This window comes from Solibacillus kalamii (assembly GCF_002174535.1).
Classification (GTDB): domain Bacteria; phylum Bacillota; class Bacilli; order Bacillales_A; family Planococcaceae; genus Solibacillus; species Solibacillus silvestris.
In genome coordinates this window covers 763,822-778,658 of the sequence record NZ_NHNT01000001.1, presented here as the reverse complement: position 1 = coordinate 778,658, position 14,837 = coordinate 763,822, and the positions used below count along the sequence as shown (strand labels likewise).

Here is a 14,837-nt window from a genome sequence, read left to right as displayed (position 1 = left end):
GGAGCAGTGGTAGCTCGTCGGGCTCATAACCCGAAGGTCGCAGGTTCAAGTCCTGCCCCCGCAACCAAATGGTCCCGTGGTGTAGCGGTTAACATGCCTGCCTGTCACGCAGGAGATCGCCGGTTCGATCCCGGTCGGGACCGCCATTTRTGGGTTTGTAGCTCAGTTGGTAAAACCTCAGCCTTCCAAGCTGATGTTGTCGGTTCGATTCCGATCACCCGCTCCAGTTTTTAAATAGGGCCTATAGCTCAGCTGGTTAGAGCGCACGCCTGATAAGCGTGAGGTCGATGGTTCGAGTCCATTTAGGCCCACCATATATAATTATTCCGAAGTAGCTCAGTTGGTAGAGCATCCGGCTGTTAACCGGCAGGTCGCAGGTTCGAGTCCTGCCTTCGGAGCCATGGCCCGTTGGTCAAGTGGTTAAGACACCGCCCTTTCACGGCGGTAACACGGGTTCGAATCCCGTACGGGTCATTTCTAAGCATGTAGCAGAAGCTGCATGCTTTTTTTTATTTGTAAAGGATTTTAAATTTCTTATAATCCTTCTCGAAATAGGATATTAGTTTAACGATATTAAGTTGTTGAGAAAAAGGGAAAAAGTGACAAATCCCAATTATAATTTTGTGTGGTCATGAAAAGGATGAACAATCCATTACTACCAAAAGATTATTTAAATACTATTCAAAAATAACTTTCTTTCTTTATTAAAAAATCTATAATGAATAAGGGAGGTTAGAAAATGAAAAAAGTATTTAGTCTATTATTAGTGTTTCTTCTAACTATATCTTCGATGTTATATGCTACACCAACAAGTGCGGAACAAGTGTTTACGGATGTACCGCCAAAGCATAGTAACTATCAGGATATAGCTTTTTTATTGGATAAAGGTATTATTAGCGTCGATAAAAAGATATACGGTGTAAAGGACATTGTGACACGCGAAGAAGTGGCTGTCATGGTCGCAAAAGCTGTTGGTCTTGACGGCACACAGCGAGCTACGAAGTTTAAAGATGTTCCGAAGTCTCATAAAAACAGCGGGTATATTCAATCAGCTGTGGAGGCCGGTATTATTAACGGCTATACGGATGGTACATTTAAGCCGACGACAAAAGTGACACGTGGTCATATGGCTGCATTTATTGCACGTGCATTTGATTTACCGAATGGCACGAAAACCTTTAAAGATGTGAAAAAAGGGCATACGGCATATGAAGCAGTGAGCCAATTAGCTGCAGCCAATATTACAACTGGTTATGAAGACGGGACATTTAAGCCCGCGAATAATTTAACACGTGCACATATTTCTGCATTTTTAGCACGTGCAGTGAAATATCAGGAGAACTTAGAAGCAACACCTTCTAAATTGTACGTACACTTTATAGATGTGGGACAAGGCGACTCGATTTTCATTCAAGCACCGAATGGCAAAACAATGCTCATTGATGCAGGGACGAAAGAATACGGCAGTACGGTTATTGCTTATTTAAAATCTAAAAATGTGAAGAAACTGGATTACGTAGTAGCAACACATCCCGATGCCGATCATATCGGTGGATTAGCTGCAGTGCTGGAAAGCTTTACGGTTGGCGAGTTTATTAACAGCGGGAAAGTCCATACAACGGTAACATATGAAAATTTACTGGAGAAGGTATCCAACAAAAATATTCGTTATACAGAGCCGAAAGCAGGGGATTTGATCGCATTAGATTCAAATGTGAAAACTCAAGTTTTAGCTGTCAATGCACAAGCAGATGATACGAATGATGCTTCGATCGTATTAAAGCTGACGTATCAAAACATGTCCTTCTTGTTAATGGGCGATGCCGATGCAGCGATTGAGGAGCAAATTGCGAAGAAATACAACATATCCGCAACGTTTTTAAAAGCGGGTCATCACGGTTCAAATTCAAGCAGCTCGCTTGGGTTTTTACAAAAAGTAAATCCGAAAGCGGTTATTTTAAGTTATGAAGAGGGCAACAGCTATGGCCATCCACATAAAGAAGTGCTAGCAAACATTAATACGGTTGGTACAAAAGCTTACGCAACTGCAAAGGATGGAACAATTGTTGTGACGACGAACGGTCAATCCTACTCCATTAGTGCAAAAGAGTTTATCGTGCCGAATACGACACCTGAAAAACCAACAGGTGATGTGAATTCAGGGACGTATGTCATTCCAGGAGCACCGACTGCATTTAAAAACTGTACGGAAATGCGTGTGTATTATCCGTCAGGTGTCAGCTCCTCACATCCCGCTTATGCAACCGCAAGAGACGGCGATAAAGATGGTTGGGCTTGTGAATTATAATGAACGTGAAGCAGCTTAAGTGAATTTTTGCTTAAGCTGTTTTTTTGTTATGCGGTTTTTTTTTTATTAGAAGAATGATGCAAGATATTAGAAAAATTTGAGGCGATATTAGAAGAAATCAGAAAGATATTTGAAGTTGCGCCGGTTTCATCTATTTTTTAGTCTCGTATGCGGTTGAATTCGCGAAACTGTAATGCGATCAGGTTTTTATTAGAACAATTGGACCGGATATTAGAAAAAGTTCGAGAGATATTAGCTAATCAAAAGGGGATATTAGAACAAAGCGGATACTTATTAGCACAACTCACAGTTATATTAGAAAATTGCAACTTTATTAGAATAAATAAAATTATATTAGAATATTCTCGAACATATTAGAACCAAGACCCCAACCTTAAAAAGTGTGTACCGTTAAGCAGAGGGGTAGAACAAAATAAATGAAAAACGAAACACCAGCAGCACGGCCGGTGTTTCGTTTTTTAATGCATTATAAATTACTGAACGCGGGCGAACCCAAATCCTGAAGCGTAGTCATCGCCTGTAGCGGCACCGTATCCGCCTTTAATATCTACAGCTTTTGCACGTGTTTGTAAGTTTGAGCGCAGTTGCGTGTGAGACCAAGACGGGTTTTGAGCCCAGATTTTTGCTGCTAAACCTGAAACGTGAGGTGTAGCCATCGATGTTCCGCTAATTGTATTGTAGCCACCGTTATACCATGTAGAATAAATTGCTGAACCGGGAGCTGAAATTTCAATATCACCTTGCTGGATAACATAATCGCCATCCGTTGAAGCATACCCGCGTGAAGAGTAGTCAGCTACACGGTAAGTTCCGTTTTGTTGTACATTTTCTAATGCTGCTACAGCAATGGCATTCGGTAGTGCACCCGGATAGCCAATTGTTCCTTGTGCATAGCCTGAATTACCGGCTGCCGCAACAATAAGTACGCCTTTACTGTATGCATAATTGACAGCACTTGAAATTAGGCTGTTGTTCGCTGAAGAACCTAATGACATGTTGATGATTGTTTTTGTACCAGTAGATGTTGCTTGATCTGCAGCATGGCGGATCGCAGCAGCAATATCATCCGAGTAGCCAGAACCGCTGTCTGTTAAAACTTTGTATGCCCAAAGATCTGCCTCTGGAGCAACACCATAAACACCGCCTCGGTCGCTTCCGCCATCAGCCAGTGCTGACCCGGCAACATGCGTACCATGACCGTTTCTGTCAGTACAGCTATTATTAACAACGGCTGTCGCTGTCGTAAAGTCTTTACATTGCTCCACAGTGTTGGCAAGGTCAGGGTGGGAAGTGTTTACTCCTGTATCAAGTACGGCGATATTTACGCCGCTTCCTCCAGATGTAGATGTTAATGAACTATTATTATAAATCGCTTTAATTCCCCATGGTACTTGCTGGGAAGCTCTTGCGTAAGCAGATGCATCCGGTGTTCTATCTTCTGTTGTATAATCCTCCCCCAATTCCAGATTGATCGGATCTAATGAGACGATAGGAACTTTTGTGACGGTGAAATTTTTATTCTTTTGTAATGCCTGGAATTGCTTTTCATTTATTTCTGTTGAAAAACCGTTCTCCGTTAATTCCCAGCGTGCAGAATATTGCGCTTTTGCAGATTGTTTTGCAGATTGGTTGTTTGCTTCAATATAAACACGGAACTTTTCTTGGCCAACATTGTTTGTTGAATTATCTTCGCTACCTAAAGTTGCCGCATGTGCCGGACTCATTAATGATCCTGCAATCAATAGACTGAATAATGTACTCTTCACTTTTTTCATTTTCCTGACCCCTTTTCAAAGTATATTTGGATTACATATTGAATTTATCACATTACTAGTTTTTTGATTATTGGGAAAATATTAAGTATACTAGATAAACTATCCAACTATTTAAAGGGGTGTGGTATTTGAATGAAAATAGGTTCTTTAATAAAGTACTATCGTACAAAGCTGGGAATGACTCAAAATGAGGTTGCAGCGGGAATTTGCTCAATTCCACATTTAAGTAAAATCGAGAATAACAATAAAGAAGCAAACTGCGAGACAATCCGTCTACTTTTGGAACGCTTGAACGTTAATAGCCATGACGTCGAAAATAGCGAGCACCATATCATAAAGTTATTGAAAGACTTACAAAAACAGATCAATTACCTAGAAAATGAAAAAGCTATTGCAACAATGGAACTATTAAAAGAATATGAAGAGATCATTGGTTTTACAGAATCAGTCTATATATATGAACTTTATAAATTACGTTACTACGTGTTTATTAACGAATATAAATTGGCGGAACATCAGTTGAAGTGGCTAAATGCCCACCGTCAGAATTTTTCCCAACATGAGAGATATTTACATTCTTACTATTATGCATTAGTTTTAATAACAAGGGGTAAGTATGCAGAAGCAGCTGTAGAACTAACTAATATACTTCAGACAAGCCCGGAACTTGGGTCACTGGAAGGGGAGTTTTACTATCACTTTTCGTTAATAAAAGGACGGCTGGATGAACCGAGCCAGGCGATTCTTTATGGGAGAAAAGCACTGCATTATTATAAGGATCAGTTTAATTTTAAGCGGATTATTTATACTTCCATGTCGCTCGCTCTTTATTACGCGCAGGGGAAAGTATTCCATGAAGCAATCGAAATTTATGATCATCTCCTGAGAAATGTGGAACTGATGCAGCAACAGCAGTTACTGCCTGCTATATATCATAACCTTGGGGATTTATATCAAATGAGAGGCGAATATGAAAGAGCCCTCGTTTATTTTGAGCAAAGTGCTTCGTTAATGGAAAATAACAGCGATAACTATCTATTTTGTTTATATAATTTGGGCATGACGCAATTTCGGCTTGATCAAAAGGTAGAAAGTTTCAAAACCTTTACTATTTTAAAGGAAGAAGCAAAGAGTAAGAGAAAACTGAGTTTTAATTTATTTGCTTCTTTTTATTTATATTTGCTAGGTGGACAAGAAAAGAAAGCAATGGAATTTTTGGAGGGGAGGTTAATTCCGTTTACGGCAAACAGTGAAGAGTTTAAAGAAATGCACCAGCAGTTTTCTTATTTACTGGGCGAGTACTACAGGCAAGAAAAGAAATTTGAAAAAGCAATCCAATTCATTTAATTATAAAGGAGACGAGGAATATGAAGAAGAACGTTAAATTATCGCTATTATTATTAAGTGTGGCATTGGTGACATTGTCTATCCCGATTTATCCCCCAGTTTTATCATAATAAAAAGCGCCATTCAGAAGCTTTATTTAAGCTGCTGGATGGCGTTTTACATTATTTCATTACCTTTGATTTCATCAAAAAAGCAAAGCCTTCTGCGCTCTCCAATGAAAAAGATGCGCCCTGACCTTCCATTACATCAACAAGAACTTGCATATGCTTTAAATACTCCGACTGATGCTTATCAATATAATACGGAACCCCTGCAATTTCCCCGAGAAGTACAAGCTGGCTGCTAATATAGTGCCCGTCCTTTGTAAAACACATGGGCACCGTACCATCACAGCAACCCGAAGACTGCTCAAAAACCAAGTTCCCATGCTTTGCCTTCAACAGCTCGATAACCTCAACCGCTTTTTCAGTCGCGACTAACTTTTCCATAAAGCATCCTCCTATAAAAAAGAGGATGTACTGTAAAAGCACATCCTCTAATAGTCCGCTTGGGCTTAGAAGAAACCTTGAGCGTTTTTGTTGTAGCTTACTAACATACATTTTGTTTGTTGGTAGTGATCTAACATCATTAAGTGGTTTTCACGACCGATACCTGATTTTTTATATCCGCCGAATGCAGCGTGAGCAGGGTATTGGTGGTAAGTGTTTGTCCAAACACGACCAGCTTGGATACCACGTACAGCGCGGTAAGCTGTATCCATGTTACGTGACCATACACCAGCACCTAGACCGAATTCAGTGTCGTTAGCGATTTCCATAGCTTCTTCGAAAGTAGAGAAAGTTGTTACAGAAAGAACTGGACCAAAAATCTCTTCTTGGAAGATACGCATTTTGTTGTGACCTTTGAATACTGTTGGTGCCACATAGTAGCCGCCTTCTTGGTCAGCATCTAATTGGTTTTGGTAGCCGCCGATAAGTAGCTCAGCGCCTTCTTCTTTACCGATTTCGATGTAAGATAAGATTTTTTGTAATTGCTCATTTGAAGCTTGAGCACCCATCATTACTTCTGTATCTAACGGGTTACCGATTTTGATTGCTTTAACGCGTTCTAATACACGTTCCATGAATTTGTCATAGATAGATTCGTGAACTAATGCACGTGAAGGACAAGTACAAATTTCGCCTGAGTTTAATGCGAACATTACTAAACCTTCGATAGCTTTATCCAAATACTCATCGTCATCATCCATTACGTCTGGGAAGAAGACGTTTGGTGATTTACCGCCAAGCTCTAATGTTACAGGGATAATATTCTCTGTAGCGTATTGCATAATTAAACGACCAACACCAGTAGAACCAGTGAACGCCACTTTGTTGATGCGTGGGTTCGTAGCAAGTGGTTTACCAACTTCAATACCTAAACCATTAACAACGTTGAATACGCCTTTTGGTAATAAGTCTTGAATTAATTCGATTAATACCATGATTGAAGCTGGTGTTTGTTCAGCAGGCTTCATCACGATTACGTTACCAGCAGCTAATGCCGGAGCAATTTTCCAAGAAGCCATTAATAATGGGAAGTTCCAAGGAATAATTTGACCAACAACCCCGATTGGCTCGTGGAAGTGGTATGCTACTGTATCGTTGTCGATTTCAGAAATTCCGCCTTGTTGTGCACGAATCGCACCAGCAAAGTAACGGAAATGATCCACTACTAAAGGAATATCAGCGTTTAATGTTTCACGTACTGCTTTACCGTTGTCCCATGTTTCAGCAACAGCGATTTTTTCTAAATTTTCTTCAATGCGGTCTGCAATTTTATTTAAAATATTCGCGCGGTATGCAACAGAAGTTTGTGCCCAGGCACCTTTAGCTGCATGTGCTGCGTCTAATGCTAATTCAATATCTTCTTCAGTTGAACGTGCAACTGAAGTAAATACTTTACCAGTTACAGGTGATTTTACATCTAGGTATTGTCCTTTAACAGGAGCTACCCATTCGCCACCGATAAAGTTATCGTATTTTTCTTTAAAGTTAACTACTGCACCAGCAGTATTAGGGTTTGCATAGATCATCTATTAACACCTCTATTATTGTTTTAAAGTTATAGTAACTTTATGTCCTCATTATGCAACTAAGTACGTAAAATAGCAAATGAAAATGCTTACATACTTAGTTATGTCGTTATACTTGTAAAATGAAATCGCATGGGAAAATCATTTTTGGTGAAATTATTTATGTACTGATACAGAGGAGTCAGGTGGGTTAGGTAATGAAAAAAAGTGGATTAAACCTTATATCATTATAATAAATGGTTATTATATAACAAAAATATACAGTGAAACTATATGTATAAAAATTCATGAACATTTATAAAATTTTTTTGTTATATGTTATATTTTCTATTTAATTAGTAGCTTTATAAGGTTGGAATTTTACACATTCTATTGTATTACCAGTTTAATAAGTTGTTCGCATTACGAAATAATTTAAGTTAAAATGAACGTATTCATTAAAAGGAAAGGGGAGAAATTATGCTTCTTGTATTCGTCATTGCACTTATTGGGGCACTTCTATTCTCCGCGCTTTCATTTCCGATCCCATGGTTGATCGGTCCTATTTTTTCGGTACTGGTTGCACAGTTCTTCATAAAAGATAGGCTGCGATGGCCGGCAGCTTTGCGAAATACAGGACTTGTAATCGTCGGTGTTGCAATTGGTCAGCAATTTGACTTCTCGCTATTTTCCGATTTCAAATCCTTGCTGTTTTTTATGGTCATCGTCAATGTTCTATTGTTTGCATTTTGTTTAGGGATTGCATGGGTGATTTCTCGATCAACGGGTCTTACATTTAAAACAGCCGTCGCCGCCAATGTTCCGGGTGGGTTATCCCAGCTTGTATTGTTTGCGGAAGAGGAAGGGGATGTCCATTTAACAGCGGTCACGTATTTTCATATTGTCCGTGTATTGGGGGTCGTGCTGCTCATCCCGTTTTTAGTGTCAGGTCATGTTGTTGGAGGGGCAAGTATTCCATTGACATGGGATGTATGGCAAGTGGGTCTGGTCATTTTGCTCGCTGCTGTTGCCGTCCCGCTTGGCAGAAAATTAAAGCTCCCTGTCGCGCACTTTTTAACACCGATCATCGTTGTCATCGGATTAAAATTCTTTGGAATTGAAGCACCGACAATGCCGAGTGATGTTCTTCATATTGCGCAAATTTTAATCGGTGCCTATATTGGACTGTTATTAAAGCCGGAAACATTGCGTCTTCCATTGAATGTTTTGATCGGTGGGATGGCCAGTACGGTTGCGATGATTATTCTCACATACGGCACAAGCTTACTCATTGCCCGGTATTTAGATTTGAGCTTTGCGACAAGTTTTTTAAGCACGGCACCTGGTGGACTCGATCAAATGGGGCTTTTAGCGGCTGCGGTTAAGGCGGATATTTCCGTTGTAACGGTTTTCCAGCTGTTTCGTTTGCTGTTTATATTTTTATGTGTACTACCTATTATTAAGTGGGTTTACCGAGAGCGGGAAGAGTCAGTACAACAATGAATGATAAGCCGTTTCGTTAATTGTCTGTCCAGCAATCCAATCATTAATTGTGACAGGATTATCACGACATTTTAAATGGAAAAATGAGAAAAAAAGCCTGGATGCTAACCCTTTATGTCCTGATTAGGTTATACTAGAGAAAGTGATTAATTAGGAAGTAGGATTAAGAACATGCAAACGCAATCGAATCGACAGTTGTGGGCGCAAGCAGTGAAGACCGGCATTATAAAATCTAACTTAATTCCGATGATCGCGGCATTAATGCTCGCCCTGTATACGTATGAATTAAATTTTATTGATCATATTCCCGCTATTATTTATGCAATTATTGGTTCGGCAGCAGTTATAGCTGCTGCAGGTGCATATAATAACGTCTATGACCGGGATATTGATCAAATTATGCCCCGTACAAAAACACGTCCAACCGTTACTGGAGAACTTTCTGCGAAGTTAGTGCTAATCGTTGCGACGATTTTATTAATACTAGGATGTACGGCGCTTTATTTAGCATCACCGTTAGCTGCTTTGTTAGGGTTTTTAGGTGTATTTTTCTATGTTGTCCCTTATACAATGTGGACAAAACGCCGTACGATCTGGAATACAGAAGTTGGTAGTATTTCAGGCGCTATGCCCCCGCTCATTGGATGGGCAGCCGTCGCTCCGGATCTTTGGCATCCGGCTGCATGGGCACTGTTTCTAATTATGGTCATTTGGCAAATGCCGCATTTTTATGCCATTGCCATTCGTAAAAAAGAGGATTACGCCGCGGCGAATATCCCGATGCTACCTGTAGCAAAAGGGGAAAAGCGCACATATATTCAGTCGAATATTTATCTCGTGCTGCTAATTTTATCGAGCTTTTTGTTTTTACCGCTTAGCTTAGGTTTAACAATCGTTTCACTTGTCCTTGGTGTCATTTGGCTATGTATGAGTATTGCTGCATCAAAAAAACAAGGTGAGAAGAAGTGGGCGAATATTATGTTCGGCTATTCGCTCTTCCATATGATGGCTGTATTTGGGACAGTCTTTATTTATGCAACAGTTGGCATGATTTTAAATGCGCTTTAAAGTTGTAGAATCAAAAGAGGGCGGGACATAACCCAAAAATGCTATTTTTCTCTCAGAGAAAAATAGCATTTTTTTGCTGAGCGTTAAAAATTGGTTTCCATTCCGGGACGCTTTCCGCGGGCGTGAGGCCAACAGGATGTTGGTCACAAAAGCGTTGCCACAGGACGTGGCGTTCTTAGCTTTTGTTCCTAGTCTCAGGCGTCACGCTATTCCCGCAGGAAGCTTTGCTTGTAGCGAAAGGCGTAGCCGTCAGCTACACTCGCCCTCCATTCCAATGAATTTTATAAAATATCCGTTTCTTAATAAGACTTTTCTCCTTATTTAATGAAATTTCCACTTCTGTCCCAACCTCTTTTTTGTTATATAGGTTAAGCACTTGTATAATCTTCTTTTTTATTTAGTAATAAATGCTTATCTGGAATAGATTTTTCTTATATATTATGGAATTTCGTCAAAAATCAATCAAGAAACATCAAAATATTATTATTTTCTATCCGCTTGTTGAGAAATTGTGAACAGAAAATGTGAGCATAATATGACAATGATAGCCCACGTATTTTTTGCTTGAAGGAGACATGCTATCATTGGTTTATCAAGTAGAGCGGTGTGCATGGTAGGCAAACTTGCTCACTCATTGATATGCTATGTTACTCATAAATCTCGTACATGACTTCGACAACATATAACCCCCCTTTTTTTATATGGTCCCGTACGGATTCAAAAGACTCCAATGCTGTAGTGAGCATTGGAGTCTTTTTTATTTTTAAAATTTAATTGTTGCTACTTCATGCATGTAATCGCCAAGTACTCGCAAGCCTTGGTCAAAGTTTTCAAGATGGAAGTGTTCGTTTGGTGCATGGAAGTTTTCGCTTGAAAGACCAAAGCCCATTAACACTACAGGCAAACCTAAAATTTCATCGAATGCTGCAACGATCGGGATTGATCCGCCACCGCGCGTATAAGCTGTAGGTACTTCATATACTTTTTCATATGAACGACCTGCCGCCTGAATTGCCGGGTGATCGAATGGTGTTAAGTAAGGTTTTCCTTTATCAAATTCAGAAATCGTTACTTCGACACCAGTTGGTTTATGCTTTTCAATATGTGCTTTCAGTAAAGAAACGATTTCCTCAGGGTCTTGATCCGGTACTAAGCGGCATGTAATTTTTGCACCTGCTTCAGCAGGTAAAACTGTTTTAATGCCTTCACCAGAGAAGCCGCCGAATACACCGTTTACTTCCAATGTTGGACGTGCCCATGTTTGTTCCAAGTAAGAATAGCCAGCTTCACCGAATAATTCTTTCACACCGACTTCTTCTTTTAATGCTTCTTCATCAAAGTTCAAATCACGGTAAGCTTGGCGCTCTACTTCAGATAGGGGACGAACTGAATCATAGAAGCCTTCCACTTGAATTGTCCCGTGCTCATCACGGAAAGAAGCTAAAATTTCTGCAAGTGCATGGATCGCGTTTTGAACACCACCGCCATAAAGGCCAGAGTGCAGGTCACCTTTTGCACCGCGCACATCAATCTGCACACCTGTTAGTCCGCGTAAGCCATAGCATACTGCCGGTTTTCCTTTTGCGTATAGACCTGTATCGGAGATGACGATTAAGTCAGCCGCTAATTTTTCTTTATTGTCTTCTGTATACTTTGGTAGAGACGGACTGCCGATTTCCTCTTCACCTTCATAAATGAATTTCACGTTTACCGGTAATGTACCTTCTGTCGCAAATAACGCTTCGATCATTTTTAAATGCATGAACACTTGTCCTTTATCGTCCGAAGAACCACGTGCAAACAGTTTATTGTCGCGGATGGCCGGTTCAAAAGGAGGTGTTTCCCATAAGTTTAACGGATCAACTGGTTGTACATCATAATGACCGTAGAACAGAATCGTCGGTTTGCCTTCAGCATGAAGCCATTCCCCATAAACGACCGGATGACCAGCTGTTTCATCTACTGATACGTTTTCGATGTTTAATGATTTTAAGTGGTCCTCCAGCCAGTTTGCCGCTGACAACATATCTGCCTTGTGCTCAGATAAAGCAGAAATACTAGGAATACGTAAAAATTCGGTTAACTCCGCTAAATGACGTTCACGGTTTTCCGTAAAGTAAGCGTCTAACTTTTCTAAATGACTCATATGATTGAGTGCCTCCCTTTATTTCGGTTGTAGAAATAATTATAGCATAGAACATCTGGAAATCAGCTTCTCATCTTTCCTTTTTTTGAGCCTGCGTCAAACACCCAATACATTGTCGCTGTCGCAATGGCAAAGACAATTCCGCCATATAAAGGCAAGTAAATGGATTCCATCATAAGGGATATTGTCATTAAAAGCGTAAAGGAGATAAGTAAGTGCGCAAAGTATTTATGGAACCGGTGATTTTGAGGTGTTTTTAATTCAATCAGGACATCAGAAAACATAACAAACGCAAATTCAATGACTCCATATATTAGAATGAACCAAATTAAGTTTCCCCAACCTTCAAATTCAATTCCGACAAGCAGTAAAATGCCTACTTCCACAGAAATTGCGATTCCGATGATCGCTATAAATAGTAAACCAATAAAAATAAAGCCGATAAATCCTCCGAAATTCTTCATATAAACTCCTAACAAATTTGAATAGATAATAGTTAGTATAAATGATTTTCGGAAAAAAAGGGGAGTGCGCTCTCGTCAAAGAATATAAAATACCTGTAGTAAGCACACTTTTTCAAATGACTTACTACAGGTATCAACTTATGCTTTTACGATCATGTTTTTCGTTAGCTGACGAATTGTATAAACTAAAGCGCCGACCAATATCGTACTCAACAATACAATCACAACAGGCGCGTAGTCTTCGATGCTGACTATGCTAAAAATCGCTAATGGTAAATCTTCTCCCCATATACCTGTTTGAAAGAAAATGGCGATAAGCGAAATTAATATAAAGCTAACGCCCTTAAAAAGATTCATTCGATAAAATCCTGCAGCGATAAACCAGCCGATTAAATAAAACACCACAATATCCAAAGCCAATTTCACAAAAAATAATAACATCTGTTCAAAGCTATTATCAAAGTTACCAAAGATGAAATATTCAACCCCGTATAAAATTGCCGTTAACACTGTAAATGCGGCAGCCAGCAGGAAAATACCCATTACATTTCCTTTAAAATAAGCCTTTCTTGTAATGCCCATCGATACGAAATATTGGAGAAAAGGCCCCATCGATAAAATTCCGCATACTAAGAAAAAGATGCGTGCCGAGTCGCCGAGAATGGCAGCGATTGAAGTCTTGGAACCTTCTTCCATAAAAGCAGGGACGCTCATTTCAAAGCTATTTCCTGTGAAATCTGAAAAAGCAGCACTCCCGATATAAATTGCTAAAACAATTCCCATAAACCAAAGTGCCCACCCTCCAATTACTTGAAACATGGCAATGCCGACGACAAATGATTTTTTCGTTTTCATATTACGATTCCTCCTTCGTCAAATGGATGAACAGCTCTTGTAAGGTGATTTGTGCAATTTGTAATCCGTTCGCACGCTGTTTTTCTTTTTCTAAAAGCTGTCCATAAACCATTGCCTGCTTTGTACTTCCAAGAACTTGCTCTTTTAAAACGGTTTTCCCGATTGTAAATGCATCGACCTCTTCGATCGGACCAGTTACCGTAACTCCTCGAGACTTGAATGTATCAAGTTCTTCGTGAATCACAATTTCGCCTTGGTCGATAATAATGACTTCCTCAAACATCGATTCCATTTCCGAAATTAAATGCGTCGATAAAATGATTGTTCGTGGGTGCTCCATATAATCATTTAATACTTCTTCATAAAATTTTACGCGAGCAGGTGCATCCATTCCTAAATAGGCTTCATCAAAAATGGTAATCGCACATCGACTTGCTAAACCAATCACGACATGCATTGCAGACATCATCCCGCGCGATAGGGAGGAGACTGCTACATCTTCAGGGAGGCGGAATCGTTGCATCAGCACTTTTGCATAGTCTTCATCAAAATTCGGACGAAATGCTGCTGTTTGCTTAATGTATTTCCATACTTTTTCCGATTCATCGAGCTTTATATCCCGGATGAATATAATATTTTCCATCAAATCCTCATTTTCAAAAATAGAAACACCGTCAATTGTTATACGTCCAGACGTTGCTTGTGCAAAACTGGCCAGGAGTGAGAGCATTGAAGTTTTTCCGGCTCCATTTCGACCGAGCAATCCGTAAATTTTATTTTTTTCTAATTTAAGGGATATATTTTTTAATATTTGTTTATTTTTTAACTGAAAAGAGACATCTTCAAATTGTATGATATTGTACATAATTGAACCCTACCTTTCATATGAATCGAACATTTTTTGAATTTCTTCTTTCGTCATGTCGAGTTTTTTGGCCTCGGCGATGAGCGGTGCAATAAATTGCTGTTGGAATTGAGAAATGCGTCGATTTCGTAGCATTTCATATGCTCCATCTGCGACAAACATCCCAACGCCACGTTTTTTATAGACAATCCCTGAATCCACCAGCTGATTAAAACCTTTTAGAATCGTGGCAGGATTTATTTTATAGTGTGAAACAAGCTGATTTGTTGAAGGAATTTGATCACCATTTTTTAAAACACCATTTACAATATCATCTTCAATCATTTCTGCGATCTGTTGGAAAATGGGTTTCGTATCATCGAATGTTAATCGCATTATTTTCCTCCTCTCACTTTTGGTTATATGGTTAACTATATGAGTAACTAACCTTAA

The 14,837-nt window shown here is 39.5% G+C and carries 12 protein-coding genes and 4 tRNA genes; 8 read left to right on the top strand and 8 right to left on the bottom strand.

Annotated features, from left to right (window positions below):
• The first annotated feature begins 70 nt into the window (after positions 1-70).
• The 5 genes from CBM15_RS03670 to CBM15_RS03645 all read left to right on the top strand — a co-directional run bounded on the left by CBM15_RS03670 (position 71) and on the right by CBM15_RS03645 (position 2,308).
• Positions 71-146 (top strand) — tRNA-Asp (locus CBM15_RS03670).
• A 91-nt stretch (positions 147-237) separates the two neighbouring features.
• Positions 238-314 (top strand) — tRNA-Ile (locus CBM15_RS03660).
• An 11-nt stretch (positions 315-325) separates the two neighbouring features.
• A tRNA-Asn gene (locus CBM15_RS03655) sits at positions 326-401 on the top strand.
• Position 402: 1 nt separating this feature from the next.
• Positions 403-474: transfer RNA gene (locus tag CBM15_RS03650), tRNA-Glu, on the top strand.
• A gap of 265 nt (positions 475-739) precedes the next feature.
• Positions 740-2,308: an S-layer homology domain-containing protein gene (locus tag CBM15_RS03645; protein WP_087615771.1), complete on the top strand. Its 1,569-nt coding sequence runs from the start codon at positions 740-742 to the stop codon at positions 2,306-2,308.
• Between the two features lie 494 nt (positions 2,309-2,802).
• Here CBM15_RS03645 and CBM15_RS03635 read toward each other — a convergent pair whose 3' ends face one another.
• Positions 2,803-4,104, bottom strand: coding sequence for a S8 family peptidase (locus tag CBM15_RS03635; protein ID WP_087615769.1), 1,302 nt, complete (start codon positions 4,102-4,104; stop codon positions 2,803-2,805).
• 132 nt (positions 4,105-4,236) lie between these two features.
• Between CBM15_RS03635 and CBM15_RS03630 the strand changes: the two genes are divergently transcribed.
• Positions 4,237-5,451, top strand: coding sequence for a helix-turn-helix domain-containing protein (locus tag CBM15_RS03630; RefSeq protein WP_087615768.1), 1,215 nt, complete (start codon positions 4,237-4,239; stop codon positions 5,449-5,451).
• Positions 5,452-5,612: 161 nt separating this feature from the next.
• Here CBM15_RS03630 and CBM15_RS03625 read toward each other — a convergent pair whose 3' ends face one another.
• Positions 5,613-5,939, bottom strand: coding sequence for a DUF779 domain-containing protein (locus CBM15_RS03625; RefSeq protein WP_087615767.1), 327 nt, complete (start codon positions 5,937-5,939; stop codon positions 5,613-5,615).
• Positions 5,940-6,004: 65 nt separating this feature from the next.
• Positions 6,005-7,525 carry an acetaldehyde dehydrogenase ExaC gene (exaC, locus tag CBM15_RS03620; RefSeq protein ID WP_087615766.1) on the bottom strand — a complete coding sequence of 507 codons (1,521 nt, stop codon included), beginning with the start codon at positions 7,523-7,525 and terminating at the stop codon, positions 6,005-6,007.
• A 459-nt stretch (positions 7,526-7,984) separates the two neighbouring features.
• On the opposite strand from exaC, the gene CBM15_RS03615 reads away from it, so the two are divergent.
• Together CBM15_RS03615 and cyoE are read left to right on the top strand one after the other, a co-directional pair.
• The gene (locus tag CBM15_RS03615; protein WP_087615765.1) at positions 7,985-9,007 is read left to right on the top strand and encodes an AbrB family transcriptional regulator; all 1,023 of its coding nucleotides are present in this window, start codon (positions 7,985-7,987) and stop codon (positions 9,005-9,007) included.
• 171 nt (positions 9,008-9,178) lie between these two features.
• Positions 9,179-10,075 (top strand): heme o synthase, encoded by an 897-nt coding sequence (cyoE, locus tag CBM15_RS03610; RefSeq protein WP_008404696.1) that lies wholly within the window; start codon positions 9,179-9,181, stop codon positions 10,073-10,075.
• 763 nt (positions 10,076-10,838) lie between these two features.
• Here cyoE and CBM15_RS03605 read toward each other — a convergent pair.
• The 5 genes from CBM15_RS03605 to CBM15_RS03585 form a co-directional block, all read right to left on the bottom strand.
• A complete protein-coding gene (locus CBM15_RS03605; protein ID WP_087615764.1) occupies positions 10,839-12,221 on the bottom strand; it encodes a dipeptidase in 1,383 nt (460 codons plus the stop codon).
• 62 nt (positions 12,222-12,283) lie between these two features.
• Complete coding sequence (locus tag CBM15_RS03600; protein ID WP_087615763.1) at positions 12,284-12,685, bottom strand: YrvL family regulatory protein; 402 nt, start codon at positions 12,683-12,685, stop codon at positions 12,284-12,286.
• Between the two features lie 138 nt (positions 12,686-12,823).
• Positions 12,824-13,540 (bottom strand): hypothetical protein, encoded by a 717-nt coding sequence (locus CBM15_RS03595; RefSeq protein WP_087615762.1) that lies wholly within the window; start codon positions 13,538-13,540, stop codon positions 12,824-12,826.
• Position 13,541: 1 nt separating this feature from the next.
• The gene (locus CBM15_RS03590; RefSeq protein ID WP_087615761.1) at positions 13,542-14,405 is read right to left on the bottom strand and encodes an ATP-binding cassette domain-containing protein; all 864 of its coding nucleotides are present in this window, start codon (positions 14,403-14,405) and stop codon (positions 13,542-13,544) included.
• A 9-nt stretch (positions 14,406-14,414) separates the two neighbouring features.
• On the bottom strand, positions 14,415-14,780 hold the full coding sequence (locus tag CBM15_RS03585; protein WP_087615760.1) for a GntR family transcriptional regulator: 366 nt from the start codon (positions 14,778-14,780) through the stop codon (positions 14,415-14,417).
• Positions 14,781-14,837 lie beyond the last annotated feature (57 nt).